Raw genomic sequence first — 16,934 nt, 5'->3', positions numbered from 1 at the left:
GGGGTTAGGTCGAAGCGTTGGACACTACTCAGTCGCCGAGCGAGACGCCGGAGCGGCCGCCGGCGGCCATCGGTTACGCAGGTGTCCTGCGGGAAGTCCTCCCGATCGCGCTGTGGCGGGAGGACGAGGACGGGCGTGTCGTCGAGTGGTCGCTGGCCGCGCAGGACCTGCTCGGTTACCGCCCCGAGGACGTGCTCGGACGGGCCGCCTCACCCATTCTGGTGCCCGACGCCAACCAGGAACTCGCCGAACAGCTGACCCGGCGCGTCCAGTCCGGCGAGACCGTCGTCGGCACCCTGCCGGTGCGGCACCGGGACGGTCACGAAGTGACCATGGAGATGTGGATCGTCCCCGAGGTCGACCCTCGGGGACGCCCGGGAGCCATGCTCATCGCGGTCGAGACCTCCGAGGTCCTGCGCATGCGGGACTCCCTCGCCGCGCTCCAGAGCCTCTTCACCCAGTCACCCATCGGCCTCGCCACCCTCGGCACCGACCTGCGGTTCATCCGCGTCAACGACGCGCTGGCGCGGATGAACGGCGTCCCGCCCGCCGAACACGTCGGCAGACGGCTCACCGAGGTGGTGCCCGGGGTCAACGCCGTCGCCCTCGAAGCCACCATGCGTCAGGTCATGGAGAGCGGCGAGGCGGTCGTCGACGTACGCCGCACCGGCCGGACCCCGGCCGACCCCGACCACGACCACACCTGGTCCTGCTCCTACGCCCCACTGCTCGACGGCTCCGGCCGCAGGCTCGGCCTGATCGCCTCCCTCATCGACATCACCGAGGGCCAGCGGGCGCTGGTCGAGGCCGAACGGGCCAACCGCCGCTTCGCCCTGCTCGCCGAAGCCGGCACCCGGATCGGCACCACCCTCGACCTGCGCCAGACCGCAGAGGAGATCGTCCAGGTCCTCGTGCCGCAGCTCGCCGACTCGGCCGACGTCCAGCTGCTCGAATCCGTCCTCGAACCCGACGAGGCGGGCGCCTCCACCCACGGCCTGCTGCGCCGTCTCGCCGCCGTCTTCCCCGACCCGAGCGCCCCCACCGCGATGCTCGCCCCCGGGCAGACCTTCCAGATCCCGCTCGGCACGGTGTACGAGCAGGTCATCACCGACGCCCGGCCGATGAACCTCTACCACTCCGACCTCCCCGCGCTCTTCCCCGACCCCCGCACCGAACCCCTGCGCGCCTACTTCAAGGCCAACATCGGCTCGGCGCGCATCGTCCCGCTCGTGGCCCGCGGCAAGGTGCTCGGCGGCGTCTCCGTGACCCGGCTCAACGAGCGCGAACCCTTCGACGAGCAGGACTGCGTCCTCATCGACGAACTCGTCGCCCGCGCCGCCCTGAACATCGACAACGCCCGGATGTACACCACCCAGCGGGAGGCCGCCCTCACCCTCCAGCGCAGCCTCACCAACAGCGAGCTGCCGAGGGTCGAGGGCCTGGAGCTGACCGGCCGCTACCTCCCCGCGAGCGACCACGACGTCGGCGGCGACTGGTTCGACGTCATCGCCCTGCCCGAGGGCCGGACCGGACTCGCCATCGGCGACGTCATGGGCCACGGCATCCACGCGGCGGCCGTCATGGGCCAGCTCCGTACGGCGGTACGGACCCTGGCCCGGCACGGGGTGCCGCCCGCGGAGCTGCTCCGCTCGCTCGACGCCGTCGTCGCCGACCTGGGCGAGTACGAGATGGCGACCTGCGTCTACGCCGTCCACGACCCGGCCACCGGAAGCGTCGTCCTTGCCCGGGCCGGCCACCCGCCGCCCGCCGTGGCCACCGCCGACGGTGCGATCACCTTCCTGGAGGGGCCGCCCGGTACCCCGCTCGGCACCGGCGGGCAGGACTTCGCCACCGAGGAGGTCCTGCTGCCCCCGGGCAGCCTGCTCGTGCTGTACACCGACGGCCTCATCGAGGCCCGGGACCGCGACCTCGACGAGGGCATGGACCGGCTCGCCGAGGCGCTGCTCCACCTCGAACGGCCGCTCAGCCAGGTCTGCGACGACATCCTCGACCAGCTGCTGCCGTGCGCGCCGCCGGACGACGTGGCCGTGCTGCTCGCCCGTACGCCGCTGCGGTGACGGCGGCGGCCGGCGGATCACCAACGGCCGGGCGGCGGATTACCAGGTTCACCAAGGGTCACCAGGATCGGTCACCAGGTTCACCAGGCGAGGTCCTCCAGCGCGTCCAGGTCCGGCACCGGCAGCGGCGGCATGTCCGAACCGGTCGTGGTCAGGGGCAGCTCGGCCCAGATGACCTTGCCCCGCTCGGTGTACCGGGTGCCCCACCGCTCCGCGAACTGGGCCACCAGGAAGAGCCCGCGGCCGCCCTCGTCGGTCGTCGCCGCGTACCGCAGATGCGGAGCCGTACTGCTGCCGTCGGAAATCTCGCAGATCAGCCGGCGATCCCGCAGCAGCCGGACCCGGATGGGCTCGGCGCCGTACCGGATCGCGTTGGTGATCAGCTCGCTGAGGATGAGCTCCGCCGTGAACGCGATCTCCTCCAGGTCCCAGGCCGCCAGCTGCGCGGCGCCCGCGTTGCGGACCCGGGAGACGTCCGCCGGGTCGACGGTCACGTCCCACTCCGCGATCCGCTCGGCCTCCAGGCGGCGGGTGTCGGCGACCAGCAGGGCGATGTCGTCGTCCGGCGCGGGCACCAGCAGCGCCTGCAGGACGTCCGCGCAGGCCTGCTCCGGGCTGCGGCCGGTGGTGGCCAGGGCGTCGCGCAGCATCCCGAGACCGGTGTCGAAGTCCCGGTCGCGGTCCTCCAGGAGGCCGTCCGTGAACAACACCAGTCGGCTCCCCTCCGGCAACTGCAGCTCCGAGGTCTCGAACGGCATCCCGCCCACGCCCAGCGGCAGTCCGGCGGGCAGTTCCGGGAACTCCACCCGGCCGTCCTGATGGACGAGCGCGGGACCGGGGTGCCCGGCCCGCGCCATCGTGCAGCGGCCGTCGGCGGGATCGTAGATGACGTACAGACAGGTGGCGCCGGTGATCCGCTCGCGCCCCGCGTCGTCCTCCGCACGGCCGGGCCCGGTGCCGCCCGGGGCCCCGGAGTCCTCCGTGGTGTCCGCCCTACGGCGCTCCGAGGCGTCCTGGTCGATCCGGTCGATCCGGTCGATCAGCTCGTCGAGGTGGCCCAGGAGCTCGTCCGGCGGCAGGTCGAGGGTGGAGAAGTTGAGCACCGCCGTCCGCAGCCGGCCCATCGTCGCCGCCGCGTGCAGCCCGTGCCCGACCACGTCGCCGACGACCAGCGCCACCCGCGCACCCGGCAGCGGGATCACGTCGAACCAGTCGCCGCCGACCCCCGCCTTCGCGGGCAGATAGCGGTACGCGACGTCGACCGCCGACAGATCCGGCAGGATCCGGGGGAGCAGGCTGCGCTGGAGGGTCACCGCCATCTCGTGCTCGCGGGTGAACCGGCGGGCGTTGTCGATGGAGACCGCGGCGCGCGCGGTCAGCTCCTCGGCGAAGTTCAGGTCCTCCTCCCCGAACGCCTCCTCGGTCTCCGACCGCCAGAAGTTCGCCATCCCCAGGACCACGCCCCGGGCCAGCAGCGGCACCGCGACGAGCGAGTGCAGCCCGTACGCGAGGGACGCCGAGGCGCCCTCGGGGTCCTGGGCCCGCCAGCCGTCGGCCGTGGACAGATCGTCCACCAGGACCGCGTGACCGCTGTCGAGCGCCTGCGCCATCGGCGTGGTCGGCACGACACACCGGATCAGGTCGCCCACCGGCTGGAACGGATGGTCGGGGCGGACGCCCGTCAGCGCCGTCCGCCGCATCTCGGTGAACGCCCCCGACGGCTCCTCGCCCCGCAGCACCGGTTCCAGCAGCTCCACGGTGACGAAGTCGGCGAAGCGCGGAACGGCGACCTCCGACAGCTCCTCGGCCGTCCGCACCACGTCCAGCGTGGTGCCGATCCGCACCCCCGCCTCGTACAGCAGCTGCAGCCGGCCCCTGGCCACCTCGGCCCGCCCGGAGACGGTGGCGAGCTCGGTCGAGTCCCGCACGGTCATCACGGTGCCGGTGGGACGGCCCCGGTACGGCTTGGTGGGGCGTACGTTGACGGCGAGCAGCCGGTCGCCCACCAGATGCACCTCGTCGTTGACGACCCGGTCCGAGGAGAGCAGCGCGGCGGTACGGGGATCGAGACCCAGCTCGGTGACGTGCCGCTGCTCGGCCTCGGGCCCCAGGTCGAGCAGCCGCCGGGCCTCGTCGTTGGCGAGCAGCAGCCGCCGGTCCGCGTCGATGATGAGCACCCCCTCGCGCACGGCGTGCAGGACCGCCTCGTGGTGCTCGTTGATCCGGGTCATCTCGACCGGCCCCAGCCCGTGGGTCTGCCGGCGCAGTCGCCGGCTCACCAGGGCCGCACCGCCGACCGCGAGCAGCAGGGCGCCGCCCGCCGTGCCGAGCAGCAGCGGCAGCTGGCCCTCGACGACGTTGCCGACGTTCTCGACCTCGATGCCGGTGCTGACGAGGCCGACGATGTCGCCGTCGTCCGTGCGCACCGGGACGACGGCCCGGACCGCGTCCGTCGGCTCCCCGTAGAAGATCTCCGTGAACGACTCGCCCGTCCGGGCCCGCGCCAGATCGCCGGTGGCGCGCTGCCCGATCAGCTCGGGCCGGGAATCCGTGTAGCGGATCCCGTCCGGGGTCATCACGGCGAGGAAGTCGAGCCCTGCGGCCTGGCGGGCCGACTCGGCCCGCGTCTGGAGCACGGCGGTGGGATCGGGCGCCCGCAGCGCGTCCACCATGCCCGGCGCGTGCGCGAAGGACTCCGCGGCGGCGAGGGAACGGTTCCGGGCGTCCCGCTCGGTGTCGTACCTCGCCTGGAAGATCAGGGCCAGCGCACCCACGGTCACCAGCACCACCACGATGACCGCCTGGAGGGCGAACACCTGTCCGGCGACGCTGCGCAGCCCCAGCCCCTTGGGCCGACGGCCCAGCCGTCCGCTCATGGGGTGCTTCTTCTCGGAGATTCGGCTGTCGTCAGGGATTCTGCAGTCACCCGTCCACTTCCTCGGTTCCTCGGCCCGCCGGCGGCCTCGGGGATCCGCTCCTTCCATGCTGCGCCCGTGGCGGCGGGATATCGAGGCGGAGCGACCCGGACAGGTGCGAGGGTCGTGGACGGTGGAAGGTCCATGTCGTTTTTTCGCCAGCGGAAGCCCCCTCCGGTCCCCGACCATGGAGCCATGTACACCGACACCGAGCGCTGCGTACGGGCCGTCCGGTCGAAGGACGCCCGCTTCGACGGCGTGTTCTTCACCGCCGTGCTCACGACCCGGATCTACTGCCGCCCCAGCTGCCCGGTCGTGCCGCCCAAGGCCGAGAACATGATGTTCCACCCGAGCGCCGCGTCCTGTCAGCGCGCCGGGTTCCGGGCCTGCAAGCGCTGCCGCCCCGACACCAGCCCCGGATCGCCCGAGTGGAACGTCCGCGCCGACGCGGTCGCCCGGGCCATGCGGCTGATCCAGGACGGGATCGTGGACCGCGAGGGCGTGCCGGGCCTCGCCGCCCGGCTCGGCTACTCCACCCGCCAGATCGAACGCCAGCTCCTCGCCGAGCTCGGCGCCGGACCGCTCGCCCTGGCCCGCGCCCAGCGGGCCCAGACCGCGCGGCTGCTCATCGAGACGACACCGATGCCGATGGCGGAGATCGCCTTCGCGGCCGGGTTCTCCTCGGTCCGTACCTTCAACGACACCGTCCGCGAGGTCTTCGCGCTCGCCCCCGGGGAGCTGCGCGCGAGGGCGGCGCGCTCGTCGCCCTCCCGTACCCAGGCCGGCACCCTCGACGGCACCCCGGGCGTGATCGCGCTCAGGCTGCCGTACCGCGCCCCGCTCAACCCCTCCAACCTCTTCGGCCACCTCGCCGCCACCGCCGTCCCCGGTGTGGAGGAGTGGAGCGACGGCGCGTACCGGCGGACGCTGACCCTGCCCCACGGGCACGGCATCGTCGCGCTCAGCCCGCGGCCCGACCACATCGCCTGCCGGCTCTCCCTCACCGACCCCCGCGACCTCACCCTCGCCATCAGCCGCTGCCGCTGGATGCTCGACCTCGACGCCGATCCGGTCGCCGTCGACGAACAGCTGCGTACGGATCCGCTGTTCGCCCCGCTCGTCGACCGGGCGCCCGGCCGGCGCGTGCCGAGGACCGTCGACGCGGCGGAGTTCGCCGTCCGGGCCGTGCTCGGCCAGCAGGTCTCCACGGCCGCCGCCCGCACCCACGCGGCCCGGCTCGTCACCGCGCACGGCGTCCCCGTCGAGGACCCCGAGGGCGGTCTCACCCACCTCTTCCCGACCCCCGAGGCGCTCGCCGGCCTCGACCCCGAGGCCCTCGCGCTGCCCCGCAGCCGCCGCACCACCCTCCGCACCCTCGTCGATGCCCTGGCCGGCGGCTCGCTGAGCCTCGGCCCGGCCACCGACTGGGACGAGGCCCGCGCCAAGCTCCTGGCCCTGCCCGGCTTCGGCCCCTGGACCACCGAGGTCATCGCCATGCGGTCGCTCGGCGACCCCGACGCCTTCCTCCCCGGCGACCTCGGCGTCCGCCGCGCCGCCGAGGGCCTCGGCCTGCCGTCCACGCCCGCAGCGCTGACCGCCCGCGCCACGCGGTGGCGGCCGTGGCGCGCGTACGCCGTCCAGTACCTCTGGGCCACCGACAGCCACCCGATCAACCACCTCCCCGCATAAGGAAGTCGACCCGCCATGACCGACGTCCGGCACACCGTCATCGACAGCCCGTACGACGCGCTGACCCTGGTCGCCGTCGACGGCGTCCTGAGCCGCATCCACATGACCGAGCAGCGCCATCGCCCCGCCGAGGAGACCTTCGGCCCGCCCGACCCGGGCCCCTTCGGCGAGACGATCCGCCAGCTCGACGCGTACTTCGCCGGTGAACTCACCGAGTTCGACCTGCCGTTGAACCTGATCGGTACGCCGTTCCAGCTCCGCGTCTGGGAGCTCCTCCGCCACATCCCGTACGGCGAGACGCGCAGCTACGGCGAGTTGGCGGAGGAGTTGGGCAACCCGGGCGCCTCCCGGGCCGTCGGCCTCGCCAACGGCAAGAACCCGGTCGGCATCGTCGTACCGTGCCACCGCGTCGTCGGCGCGAGCGGCTCCCTGACCGGCTACGGCGGCGGCCTCGACCGCAAACGACGACTCCTCGCCTTCGAGTCGGGCGCGGAACCGGACGGCCTGTTCTAGCGGAGCCGCTCCAGGAGCGCGGGCAGGGCGGTGCCGATCGGCTCGCGCACGATCTCGTCGGCGAGCGCGTCGTACGGGGTGGGCTCGGCGTTCACGATGATCAGCCGGGCCCCGTGCTCGGCGGCGACCCCGGCGAGCGAGGCGGCCGGCTGCACCTTCAGGCTCGTCCCGACCGCGATGAACACCTCGGCGGCCTTCGCGATCCCCATGGCCTCCCCGAGCACCACCGGATCGAGCCGCTGCCCGAACATGACCGTCGCCGACTTCAGGATCCCGCCGCACTCCGGGCACTTCGGATCGTCCTCACCGGCCCGTACCCGGTCCAGCGCGGCCGCCATCGAGGAGCGGGCGTGGCAGCCGGTGCACACCACCGACCGTGCGGAGCCGTGCAGTTCGAGGACCTTGCGGCCAGGAAGCCCGGCGATCTGGTGCAGCCCGTCGACGTTCTGCGTGAGGACGCGGACGGCGACCCCCGGCGTCCTGTCCAGCGCGGCGACGGCCCGGTGCGCCGCGTTCGGCTCGGCCCGCAGCACCGGGCCGTCGAGCCGCACCCGCCACGCGCGGCGCCGGATGTCGGCGTCGGCCATGTAGTGCTCGTAGGTCGCGAGCTTCTCGGCCGCCGGGTCGCGTGTCCACACACCGTGCGGGCCCCGGTAGTCGGGGATGCCGGAGTCCGTGGAGATACCGGCCCCGCTGAGTATCGCGACCATGGTCATGGGCCGAGCGTAGGCCGGTCCGAGCGTCTCCCGCGAACGGATTACCTGCTGCTACGTTCCCGCCATGACCAAGGCTGAGCCGAGCCCCACCCCGCGACGCGTCCCCCGGCGCGCCGCCCGGGTCGCCGTGCTGGATCCCCGCGGTGCCGTCTTCCTCTTCCGTTACGACAACGAGGAGGTCGGCGTGCACTGGGCGATGCCCGGCGGTGGCCTGGAGCCGGGGGAGAGCCCGCGGGACGGTGCCGTGCGGGAGCTGCGCGAGGAGACCGGCTCGGAGGGGATCGAGCCGGGCGGGCTGCTGTGCGCCTGGGAGCACGACTTCACCCGCGCGGGAGTGCCGTACGACAGCACGAGCACGTCTACGTGGCGTACGGCCCCCGCCGTGAACCGGCCGGGGACCTGTTGGCCGCGCACGCGGCGGACCGCATCGAGTACGGGCGCTGGTGGAGCCCCGAGGAGCTGGCGGCCGCCGAGGACGCGCTCTGGCCGCCGGACCTGGCCGACCTGCTCGCGCGGTTCCGCGACGGCGGCGCGGGGACGGCCTGACATGACCGGAGATCCCGACAGACCGGCCCGGGTCCGCACCCTCGGCTGCCTCTACGCGGTCATCGGCGCCATCCTGCTGGTCGTGGTCGGTCTCCTGCTCGCGTCCGTCATGGTCACCGGGTTCTTCGACCGGCCCGCCGAGCCGCCCAAGAAGGTCGTCGCTCCCACGGGCTGAGCCGGCGGTGAGGCGGGATCATCGGGAGGAGGCGACCGCCGCCGTCGGTCGGACGAAGGAGAGCTGCACCATGCGCATCCTCATGGTCGGCGCCGGAGGCGTCGGCACGGCGATCACCAGGATCGCCGCCCGGCGTACGTTCTTCGAGTACATGGTCGTCGCCGACTACGACCGGCAGCGGGCCGAGTCCGCCGTCGCCGCCCTCGGGGCGGACGAGCGCCGGTTCAGCGCGGCCCGGCTCGACGCCTCGGACACCGGCGCGGTGCGGGCGGCCCTCGCCGAGCGCCGCTGCGACGTCCTCCTCAACGCCACCGATCCCCGTTTCGTCCTGCCGCTCTTCGAGGCCGCGCTCGCCGAGCGCGCCCACTACCTCGACATGGCCATGTCCCTGTCCCGGCCGCACCCCACGCGTCCGTACGAGGAGTGCGGCGTGAAGCTGGGCGACGCGCAGTTCGACCGGGCGGCCGCATGGGCGGCGGCGGGCCGGCTCGCCCTGGTGGGCATGGGCGTGGAGCCGGGCCTCTCGGACGTCTTCGCCCGCCACGCCGCCGACACGCTCTTCGACGAGATCGAGGAGATCGGCATCCGCGACGGCGCGAACCTGGTCGTCGACGGCTACGACTTCGCCCCGTCCTTCAGCATCTGGACGACGATCGAGGAGTGCCTCAACCCGCCCGTCGTCTACGAGGAGGGCCGAGGCTGGTTCACCACCGCGCCCTTCAGCGAACCGGAGGTCTTCGACTTCCCCGAGGGCATCGGACCGGTGGAGTGCGTCAACGTCGAGCACGAGGAGGTGCTCCTCGTCCCGCGATGGGTGAAAGCCCGGCGCGTCACCTTCAAGTACGGACTCGGCGCCGCCTTCATCGACGTCCTGCGCACCCTCCACCAGCTGGGCCTCGACCGCACCGACCCCGTCACGGTGCCCGGCGCCGACGGCCAGGTCGCCGTCTCCCCGCGGGACGTCGTCGCCGCCTGTCTCCCCGACCCGGCGACCCTCGGCGACCGCATGCACGGCAAGACGTGTGCGGGCACGTGGGTGAAGGGGACCAAGGACGGGCGGCCCCGCGAGGTGTACCTGTACCACGTGGTCGACAACCAGTGGTCGATGCGCGAGTACGGCTCCCAGGCCGTCGTGTGGCAGACCGCGATCAACCCCGTGGCCGCTCTCGAGCTCGTCGCCTCCGGCGCCTGGCACGGAAGCGGCGTACTCGGCCCCGAGGCGCTGCCCCCGGCCCCCTTCCTCGACCTGCTCACGGAGTACGGGGCGCCGTGGGGCATGCGCGAACAGTGACCGCGTCCGGCTCCCGCGCATGCAGGTGCGGCCGAGCCTCCCTACGATGAACTCAGATGAAGTCGTACGTCTCTCTCGACCCGTAGCGAGGGAACATGGCCGCCGATGATGCCGCGCCCACCGGGCGACCCGCGGGCCTGAAGGCCAACGCGATCGGATTCGTAGACGCCCTCGTCATCGGGCTCAACTCGACCTCTCCCGCGTACTCCCTCGCCGCCGTCATCGGCCCCGTCGTCGCACTGGTCGGGATCTACGCGCCCGGCGTGATGTTCGCGTCCTTCGTGCCGATGCTGCTCATCGCGTCGGCGTTCTACTACCTCAACAAGGTCGACCAGGACTGCGGAACGACCTTCTCCTGGGTCACCCGCGCCATGGGCCCCTGGGCCGGCTGGCTCGGCGGCTGGGCCATCGCGATGACCGGAGTCCTGGTCGTCGGCTCGCTCGCCGACGTGGCGGTCAGCTTCGGCCTGCTCGCCGTCGGCCTCGACAGCTGGGTGGACAACACCTTCGTACGCCAGCTGCTCACCGTGCTGCTCATCCTCGTGATGACGGCCATCTGCGTCATCGGCACCGAACTGTCGGCCAAGGTGCAGAACGTCCTCATCCTGGCGCAGATCGCCTGCCTGCTGATCTTCGTGGCCGTGGCGTTCTACGCCGTCTACACCGACACCAGCAAATACCCCTCGGTCGAACCCGCCTTCAGCTGGCTCAACCCGTTCGGAGCCGGCGGCGCGGCGCTGACCGGTGGGCTGCTCCTGGGCGTCTTCATCTACTGGGGCTGGGAATCGGCGGTCAACCTCACCGAAGAGGTCGAGGACTCCGCGACCGCCCCCGGCAAGGCGGGGCTCTGGTCGACCGTCATCCTCCTGGTGACCTACGTGTCCGTCGGATTCGCGGTCGTGGCCTACGCCGGTCCGGTGTTCCTGGCCGAGAACGCCGGGGAAGAGGAGTTCATCTTCGCCCAGCTCGCCGGCGACGTCCTCGGTGGCTGGGACTGGATCCTGCTGCTCGCCGTCTCCACCTCCGCGATCGCGTCCACCCAGACCACCATCATCCCGGCCTCGCGCACCGCACTGTCCATGGCCCGCCGCCGGGCGCTGCCCGCGCACTACAGCCACATCAGCCCGCGCTTCCGCACCCCTGACGTCAGTACGTGGTGGGTCGCCGGCATCGCCATCGCCTGGTACCTCGTGGTGAACCGGATCAGTGAGAACGCCCTCTTCGACTCGCTCACCGCGCTCTCGCTGCTGATCGCCTTCTACTACGCGCTCACAGGCATCGCCTGCGCCGTCTACTACCGCCGCCATCTCTTCGAGAGCGTCCACAACTTCCTGCTGATCGGCCTCGGTCCACTGGTCGGTGCCGGGCTGCTGACGTGGCTCCTGGTGCGGTCGGTCTCCGACATGTCCGATCCGGCGAACTCCTACAGCGGCACGTCGTGGTTCGGTCTCGGCCCGCCGCTCGTGATCGGCATCGGCATCGCCCTGACCGGTGTGGTCGTCATGTTCGTATGGCGGCTGCGGGCACCCGCGTTCTGGCAGGAGCGCCCGGGTGTGGCCGACCCCGAGCTGGTCCATGGGCACGGTCCTGGCTCCGGTCAGGGCCGCGGCGGCGGTTCCGGCAAGGAGCCCTGAGATGTCGGTCGTTCTGGGCTACGACGAATCCCCCGGCGCCGCCCGCGCGTTGCGCATCGCGGTCGAGGTGGCCGCCGCGTTCGACGAGACGCTCGTACTGGTCTACGGTGCCGCGGCCCCCGGCCCGACCGGGGAGGAGTACGCGTCCCACCGCGAGGCCATCCGCCAGGCCGGCCGCATCGGCCTGGAGCACGCGGTCACGGAGGCCGCCCGGGAGGGCGTGCCGACCGTCGTCGAGGTGATCGACGACAAGCCGGCCCAGGCCCTGATCGACGCGGCGAACCGCCACGCCGCCCGCGTCATCGTGGTCGGCAGCTGGGGCGAGAGCCCGATCCGCGGTGCGCTCCTGGGCTCGACCCCGCACAAGCTCCTGCACCTGTCGAGCGTCCCCGTGCTCTGCGTGCCGCCCGAGGAATGAGGGCGGTCAGCGGGCCGGAAGGCCGTTCTCCAGCTCGACCGGACCGTCGCCCCGCGCGAGGACGCCGACGGAGGCGACCACCCGAAGGCCCAGCGAGCCAGGGAGATACGCGGTGGCCTCGGCCGGGTCGATCAGCTTCCAGGAGAGCAACTCCTCCTCCTGGAGCCGGATCGCGGCGAACCGCTCCTCGGTGAGCACCCCGCCGTCGTAGATGTACGCCACGATCGGCGGCCGCTCCGTGCCGACCGACCAGTCGACCGCGAGCAGCGGCCCGAGCTCCACGTCCAGGCCGATCTCCTCGGCCGTCTCGCGCCGCGCCGCCTGACGGGGCGTCTCGCCCGCGTCGGACTCGATCGTGCCGCCGGGCAGCGCCCAGCCCTCACGGTAGTTCGGCTCGACGATCAGGATCCGGCCGTCGGCGTCGCGGAAGAGCGCGGCGGCACCGGCGAGGACCCGGGGCAGGCCGGCGATGTACGTGGTGTAGTCGGTCGTCGTCATTCCGTCAGCGTAGCCAGTCGCAGCGTCCGCTCCGCCAGCTCGCCGATCCGCACCCCTTCGAAGCCGAACACCGCGCTGCGCACCCGGTCCCGCAGCGGCTCCGACCACTGCGGCGGAATCGCCGCCGCCCCGCACATCACCCCGGCCACCGAGCCCGCCGTCGCCCCGTTCGAGTCGGTGTCCAGGCCGCCCCGGACGGTCAGTGCGATCGTCGTGGTGAAGTCGCCGCCGCCGTACAGGAGCCCGGCCGTCAGGACCGCCGCGTTCGGGACGGTGTGGATCCAGCCGAGGCCGGCCGTCCGTTCCGCCAGCTCGGCGAGGGTGTCCGACCACTCCACCCCCGACTCGTACAGCGCGATCGTGTGCCGGACCGTACGCGCGAGCCGGCTGCTCGCCGGGATCCGCTCCAGCGCCGTCTCCAGGGCCGTGCGGACGTCCGGCGCCGTGAAGGCGGCGGCGACCAGCGCGGCCGCCCACATCGCGCCGTACACCCCGTTCCCCGTGTGGGACAGCACCGCGTCCTTGCGGGCCAGCGAGGCGGCGCGGCGCGGGTCGCCCGGGGAGGTCCAGCCGTACACGTCGGCCCGGATCAGCGCGCCGATCCACTCCTGCTGCGGATTGTCGTACGTCGCGGTGAGCGGCGGCTTCAGGCCGTTGGCGAGATTGCGGTAGGCATTCCGCTCGGCCGTGAACGTCTGGAGGTACGGGAGCCGCAGCAGCCACAGCTCGCCCACCTGCTCGGTGGTGAACGCGAACCCACGGGTCTCCAGCAGGTGCAGACCGAGGATCGAGTAGTCGATGTCGTCGTCCCGGCAGCTCCCGTCGATCCGCCCGCGTACGCACTGCGGCCACTCGGGCCGCAGCTCGAACCCCTCGGCCAGGGCGTCGGCGGGCGGCGGGGGCAGGTAGTCGGTGAGCGGGAGGGCGTCCGTCAGCCGCAGGTACCGGTCGATACGCTCGGGCGTCCACAGGTCGCCGCGCTCGACGGGCTTGCCGAGCATGTTCCCGGCGATCCGTCCGGTCCAGCCACCGAGGATGCGGTCGGCGAGTTCGCCGTGCGTGAGCGCCATACGTCCGGTGTACCGAATGCCGCGCCGCACCGCGCGCCGAACACGCCGCCCCCGTCAGACCTGTGCGCCTCGGGCCTCTGCGCCTCGGGCCTCAGCTCCTCAGGACTCTCCGCCCGGCTCGCCGTCCGTGTCGCTGCGCGACTGCGCCGCGCGGCGGAGCCGGTGGTGGCGGGAGGCGGTCTGCTCGGTGATCGCCTCGCCGACCATCGCCCGTACCGCGTCCCGTACGCCGTGCAGCGCGTGGTGCCGCGCCGGACCCGCCCCGGGGTCCTCGCGGAGCTCTTTCAACAGCGCCCAGCACAGCGCCAGCATCACGATCACGAACGGCAGCGCCACCAGGATCGTCGCCGTCTGCAGCGAGTTCAGCCCGCCCGCCACCAGCAGCACCGCCGCCACGGCCGCCATGAGGATGCCCCAGGTGACCACCAGCCAGGTCGGCGGGTGCAGCGAGCCGCGGCTCGTGAGGGAGCCCATCACCAGGGAGGCGGAGTCCGCGCTCGTCACGAAGTACGTCATCACCAGGATCATCGCGATCACCGAGGTGACCGTGCCGATCGGCAGCGCGTCCAGCATCGCGAAGAGCGAGGCCTCCGCGCCGTCCTGCACCGCGCCCGCGAGGTCCGCCGCGCCGGTCGACTCCAGCCGGATCGCGGTCCCGCCCATCACGCAGAACCAGATGACCGTCGCGCCGCTCGGCACCAGCAGCACGCCGATGAGGAACTCCCGGATCGTCCTGCCGTGCGAGATGCGGGCGATGAACGTGCCGACGAAGGGCGCCCAGGACAGCCACCACGCCCAGTAGAAGATCGTCCACGCGCCCAGCCACGAGGGGTCCGTGAAGGCGCCCGTACGGCTCGCCATCGGCAGCAGCTGGTACAGGTAGCCGCCGACGGAGGCGGGGACGGAGTCCAGGATGTAGACCGTCGGGCCGAGCAGGAAGACGAAGATCATCAGACAGGCGGCGAGCACGATGTTGATCGTCGACAGCCACTTCACGCCCTTGTGCAGCCCCGAGAACGCCGACAGGACGAAGGCCGCGGAGAGCGAGCCGATGATGATCAGCTGGGTCGCCGTGGAGTCCTCGATGTCCATCGTCAGGTTCAGGCCCTTGGAGACCTGGAGCGCGCCGACGCCGAGGCTGGTCGCCGTGCCGAAGACCGTCGCGAAGACGGCGAGCAGGTCGATCGCCTGTCCCTGCCAGCCCGCCGCCCTGCGGGCGCCGATGAGCGGGACGAACGCGGAGCTGAGCCGGGAGCCGCGGCCCTTGCGGAAGCCCGCGTAGGCGAGGGCGAGGCCCGCGATGCCGTAGATCGCCCAGGGCGTGAGCGTCCAGTGGAAGAACGAGTACTCCATGGCGGTGAGGGCCGCCTCGCCGGTGCCCGGCTCGGCGCCGCTCGCCGGAGGTGGCGACAGATAGTGCTGGAGCGGCTCCGCGACCCCGTAGAACATCAGGCCGATCCCCATGCCCGCGCTGAACATCATGGCGATCCAGGCGAGATTGGTGAACTCGGGCTCGGCGTCGTCGGCCCCGAGCCGAATCCGCCCGTAACGGCTTACGGCGATCACGACACACAGGACGAGAAACGCATCGGCGGCGATCACGAACAGCCAGGCGAAGTTGTTCAGGACCCAGCTCAGGGCGGAGGAGGAGGCGCTGTCGAAGGAGTCCTTGCCGAGAGCGGCCCAGCCGACCATCGCGACGACCGCCGCCACGCCGATGCCGACGACCGTGAGGTCGGGGGCCTGCTGATCTTTCTGATCGATCGGATCCGGTTCCGTGCTCATATGGACCCACTATGGTGCGGAATATCGCCTTATCAGGGGGTGGCACGCCGTCTGGGGGTGCGGATAGGGTCGGCCACGGCGCGACTGCACGTTCGAAAGCAAGGGATGCAAGGTGACGGACGGAGCAGTAACTGAGGTCGCACGCGTACTCGTCGCGGCCGACAAGTTCAAGGGCTCGCTCACGGCCGTACAGGTCGCGGAGCGGGTCACAGCAGGTCTGCGACGGGTCGTCCCGGAGCTGGAAGTGGAGACCCTGCCGGTTGCGGACGGCGGCGACGGTACGGTCGCGGCCGCGGTGGCGGCCGGTTTCGAACGACGTGAGGTACGGGTGACGGGGCCGGTCGGCGACCCGGTGACGGCGGCGTTCGCGCTGCGCGACGGGACGGCGGTAGTGGAGATGGCGGAGGCGTCAGGCCTCCAGCTGCTGCCGCCGGGCGTCTTCGCGCCTTTGACGTCGACCACGTACGGCTCGGGCGAGCTGCTGCGGGCGGCGCTGGACGCGGGGGCGACGACGATCGTCTTCGGCGTGGGCGGGAGCGCGACGACGGACGGCGGGGCCGGGATGCTGGCCGCGCTGGGCGCGGTCTTCCTGGACGCGGAGGGCGAGCCGGTGGGCCCGGGCGGCGCGGCACTGGCGGGGCTCGTCTCCGCGGACCTGTCGGCCCTGGACCCGCGCTTCGCCGCGGTGAACCTGATCCTCGCGAGCGACGTCGACAACCCCCTTACGGGCCCGAAGGGCGCGCCGGCGGTCTACGGTCCGCAGAAGGGCGCGACGCCGGAGGACGTGGCGACGCTGGACGCGGCCCTCGCTCACTTCGTCACGGTCCTGGAGAAGGCGATCGGCCCCAAGGCGTCGGAGTGTGCGATGGCGCCGGGCGCGGGTGGCGCGGGTGGCATCGGGTACGGGGCGCTGGTCGGCCTGGACGCGAGCTTCCGCCCCGGCATCGAGCTGATGCTCGACGTCCTGGGCTTCGCCCCGGCCCTCGACCGGGCGACCCTGGTCATCACCGGCGAGGGTTCGCTGGACGAGCAGACCCTCCACGGCAAGGCCCCGGCGGGCGTCGCGGCGGCGGCGCGGGCGGCGGGCAAGCGGGTGGTCGCGGTCTGCGGCCGCCTGGCTCTCACCCCGGAGGCCCTGACGGCGGCGGGCATCGCCCGCGCGTACCCCCTCTCGGCCCTCGAACCCGACCCGGCCAAGTCCATCCCGAACGCGGGCCCGCTGCTGGAGCGGGTCGCGGCGACGATCGCCGAGGACTACTTGGCGTAGGGCGGGGTGGGGGCGCCCCGGGTCACCGGCCCCGCAAAGCCACGGCTTCCGTGGCGGACGGGCCCACGGGCGCCTGCCAGGGGCGCTTTTGGCCTTTGCGCTACGGCGCCGGGGCCACCGGCACCGCAGAGCCGCCGCTCTCCGCGGTGGCCGGGCCCATGGGCGCCCGACAGGGGGCGCCGGCCGCGGGCGGTACGGCGCGCCCGTGGTTGCCGGCGGCGCGAAGCCGCCGCCCCCGTGGTCGCCGGGCTCACGGAGCGGACGCGCCAGCCAGGGCCCCGTTCCGCTGTGCCCACCCTCCCCCACCCTCCCCCACCCTCCCCCAAGCTCTCGGCTTCG

General features: G+C 72.7%; 14 protein-coding genes and 1 pseudogene. 10 read left to right on the top strand and 5 right to left on the bottom strand.

All coding sequences use genetic code 11. From position 1 onward, the window contains the following. Window positions 1–17: 17 nt before the first annotated feature. The gene (locus Q5762_RS24420) at window positions 18–2,078 is read left to right on the top strand and encodes a SpoIIE family protein phosphatase (RefSeq protein ID WP_315894362.1); all 2,061 of its coding nucleotides are present in this window, start codon (window positions 18–20) and stop codon (window positions 2,076–2,078) included. Between the two features lie 80 nt (window positions 2,079–2,158). Here the strand turns inward: Q5762_RS24420 and Q5762_RS24415 are convergent, their stop codons facing one another. After that, entirely contained in the window at window positions 2,159–4,954 is a 2,796-nt protein-coding gene (locus Q5762_RS24415; protein ID WP_315894361.1) for a SpoIIE family protein phosphatase, read from the bottom strand. Between the two features lie 234 nt (window positions 4,955–5,188). Between Q5762_RS24415 and Q5762_RS24410 the strand changes: the two genes are divergently transcribed. Then, complete coding sequence (locus tag Q5762_RS24410) at window positions 5,189–6,682, top strand: AlkA N-terminal domain-containing protein (protein WP_315894360.1); 1,494 nt, start codon at window positions 5,189–5,191, stop codon at window positions 6,680–6,682. Window positions 6,683–6,697: 15 nt separating this feature from the next. Next, a complete protein-coding gene (locus Q5762_RS24405; RefSeq protein ID WP_315894359.1) occupies window positions 6,698–7,195 on the top strand; it encodes a methylated-DNA--[protein]-cysteine S-methyltransferase in 498 nt (165 codons plus the stop codon). Here the strand turns inward: Q5762_RS24405 and Q5762_RS24400 are convergent. Then, window positions 7,192–7,911 (bottom strand): Sir2 family NAD-dependent protein deacetylase, encoded by a 720-nt coding sequence (locus Q5762_RS24400; RefSeq protein WP_315894358.1) that lies wholly within the window; start codon window positions 7,909–7,911, stop codon window positions 7,192–7,194. The genes Q5762_RS24405 and Q5762_RS24400 overlap by 4 nt on opposite strands. 64 nt (window positions 7,912–7,975) lie before the next feature. On the opposite strand from Q5762_RS24400, the pseudogene Q5762_RS40040 reads away from it, so the two are divergent. The 6 genes and pseudogenes from Q5762_RS40040 to Q5762_RS24375 form a co-directional block, all read left to right on the top strand. Continuing rightward, window positions 7,976–8,179, top strand: a pseudogene (locus Q5762_RS40040) (NUDIX domain-containing protein); the annotation flags it as partial. 95 nt (window positions 8,180–8,274) lie between these two features. Next, window positions 8,275–8,457 carry a hypothetical protein gene (locus Q5762_RS40035; protein ID WP_399495257.1) on the top strand — a complete coding sequence of 61 codons (183 nt, stop codon included), beginning with the start codon at window positions 8,275–8,277 and terminating at the stop codon, window positions 8,455–8,457. Window position 8,458: 1 nt separating this feature from the next. After that, window positions 8,459–8,632, top strand: coding sequence for a hypothetical protein (locus Q5762_RS24390; protein ID WP_315894357.1), 174 nt, complete (start codon window positions 8,459–8,461; stop codon window positions 8,630–8,632). A gap of 70 nt (window positions 8,633–8,702) precedes the next feature. Next, window positions 8,703–9,923, top strand: coding sequence for a saccharopine dehydrogenase C-terminal domain-containing protein (locus tag Q5762_RS24385; protein ID WP_315894356.1), 1,221 nt, complete (start codon window positions 8,703–8,705; stop codon window positions 9,921–9,923). A 95-nt stretch (window positions 9,924–10,018) separates the two neighbouring features. Next, the gene (locus tag Q5762_RS24380) at window positions 10,019–11,557 is read left to right on the top strand and encodes an APC family permease (protein ID WP_315894355.1); all 1,539 of its coding nucleotides are present in this window, start codon (window positions 10,019–10,021) and stop codon (window positions 11,555–11,557) included. A 1-nt stretch (window position 11,558) separates the two neighbouring features. Next, window positions 11,559–11,975, top strand: coding sequence for a universal stress protein (locus Q5762_RS24375; RefSeq protein WP_315894354.1), 417 nt, complete (start codon window positions 11,559–11,561; stop codon window positions 11,973–11,975). A gap of 6 nt (window positions 11,976–11,981) precedes the next feature. On the opposite strand, the gene Q5762_RS24370 is transcribed toward Q5762_RS24375, so the two are convergent. The 3 genes from Q5762_RS24370 to Q5762_RS24360 all read right to left on the bottom strand — a co-directional run bounded on the left by Q5762_RS24370 (window position 11,982) and on the right by Q5762_RS24360 (window position 15,328). Continuing rightward, window positions 11,982–12,473, bottom strand: coding sequence for an NUDIX hydrolase (locus Q5762_RS24370; protein ID WP_315894353.1), 492 nt, complete (start codon window positions 12,471–12,473; stop codon window positions 11,982–11,984). After that, window positions 12,470–13,543: an ADP-ribosylglycohydrolase family protein gene (locus tag Q5762_RS24365; protein ID WP_315894352.1), complete on the bottom strand. Its 1,074-nt coding sequence runs from the start codon at window positions 13,541–13,543 to the stop codon at window positions 12,470–12,472. Before Q5762_RS24365 ends, Q5762_RS24370 begins: the two co-directional genes overlap by 4 nt. A gap of 99 nt (window positions 13,544–13,642) precedes the next feature. Then, complete coding sequence (locus tag Q5762_RS24360) at window positions 13,643–15,328, bottom strand: BCCT family transporter (protein ID WP_315894351.1); 1,686 nt, start codon at window positions 15,326–15,328, stop codon at window positions 13,643–13,645. Between the two features lie 112 nt (window positions 15,329–15,440). Between Q5762_RS24360 and Q5762_RS24355 the strand changes: the two genes are divergently transcribed. Next, window positions 15,441–16,595 (top strand): glycerate kinase, encoded by a 1,155-nt coding sequence (locus Q5762_RS24355; protein WP_315894350.1) that lies wholly within the window; start codon window positions 15,441–15,443, stop codon window positions 16,593–16,595. Window positions 16,596–16,934: the final 339 nt, after the last annotated feature.

Origin of the sequence: Streptomyces sp. P9(2023) (assembly GCF_032436795.1) — a bacterium.
GTDB lineage: Bacteria > Actinomycetota > Actinomycetes > Streptomycetales > Streptomycetaceae > Streptomyces.
Note: the sequence above shows the minus strand (reverse complement) of the source record. Positions and strands in the feature narration are given on the sequence as shown.

Excerpts from the sequence above, each read along its gene's own strand:
- Q5762_RS24415 (WP_315894361.1), bottom strand. The coding sequence starts at position 4,954 with ATGAGCGGACGGCTGGGCCGTCGGCCCAAGGGGCTGGGGCTGCGCAGC.
- Q5762_RS24410 (WP_315894360.1), top strand. The coding sequence starts at position 5,189 with ATGTACACCGACACCGAGCGCTGCGTACGGGCCGTCCGGTCGAAGGAC.
- Q5762_RS24405 (WP_315894359.1), top strand. The coding sequence starts at position 6,698 with ATGACCGACGTCCGGCACACCGTCATCGACAGCCCGTACGACGCGCTG.
- Q5762_RS24400 (WP_315894358.1), bottom strand. The coding sequence starts at position 7,911 with ATGACCATGGTCGCGATACTCAGCGGGGCCGGTATCTCCACGGACTCC.
- Q5762_RS24390 (WP_315894357.1), top strand. The coding sequence starts at position 8,459 with ATGACCGGAGATCCCGACAGACCGGCCCGGGTCCGCACCCTCGGCTGC.
- Q5762_RS24385 (WP_315894356.1), top strand. The coding sequence starts at position 8,703 with ATGCGCATCCTCATGGTCGGCGCCGGAGGCGTCGGCACGGCGATCACC.
- Q5762_RS24380 (WP_315894355.1), top strand. The coding sequence starts at position 10,019 with ATGGCCGCCGATGATGCCGCGCCCACCGGGCGACCCGCGGGCCTGAAG.
- Q5762_RS24375 (WP_315894354.1), top strand. The coding sequence starts at position 11,559 with ATGTCGGTCGTTCTGGGCTACGACGAATCCCCCGGCGCCGCCCGCGCG.
- Q5762_RS24370 (WP_315894353.1), bottom strand. The coding sequence starts at position 12,473 with ATGACGACGACCGACTACACCACGTACATCGCCGGCCTGCCCCGGGTC.
- Q5762_RS24365 (WP_315894352.1), bottom strand. The coding sequence starts at position 13,543 with ATGGCGCTCACGCACGGCGAACTCGCCGACCGCATCCTCGGTGGCTGG.
- Q5762_RS24360 (WP_315894351.1), bottom strand. The coding sequence starts at position 15,328 with ATGAGCACGGAACCGGATCCGATCGATCAGAAAGATCAGCAGGCCCCC.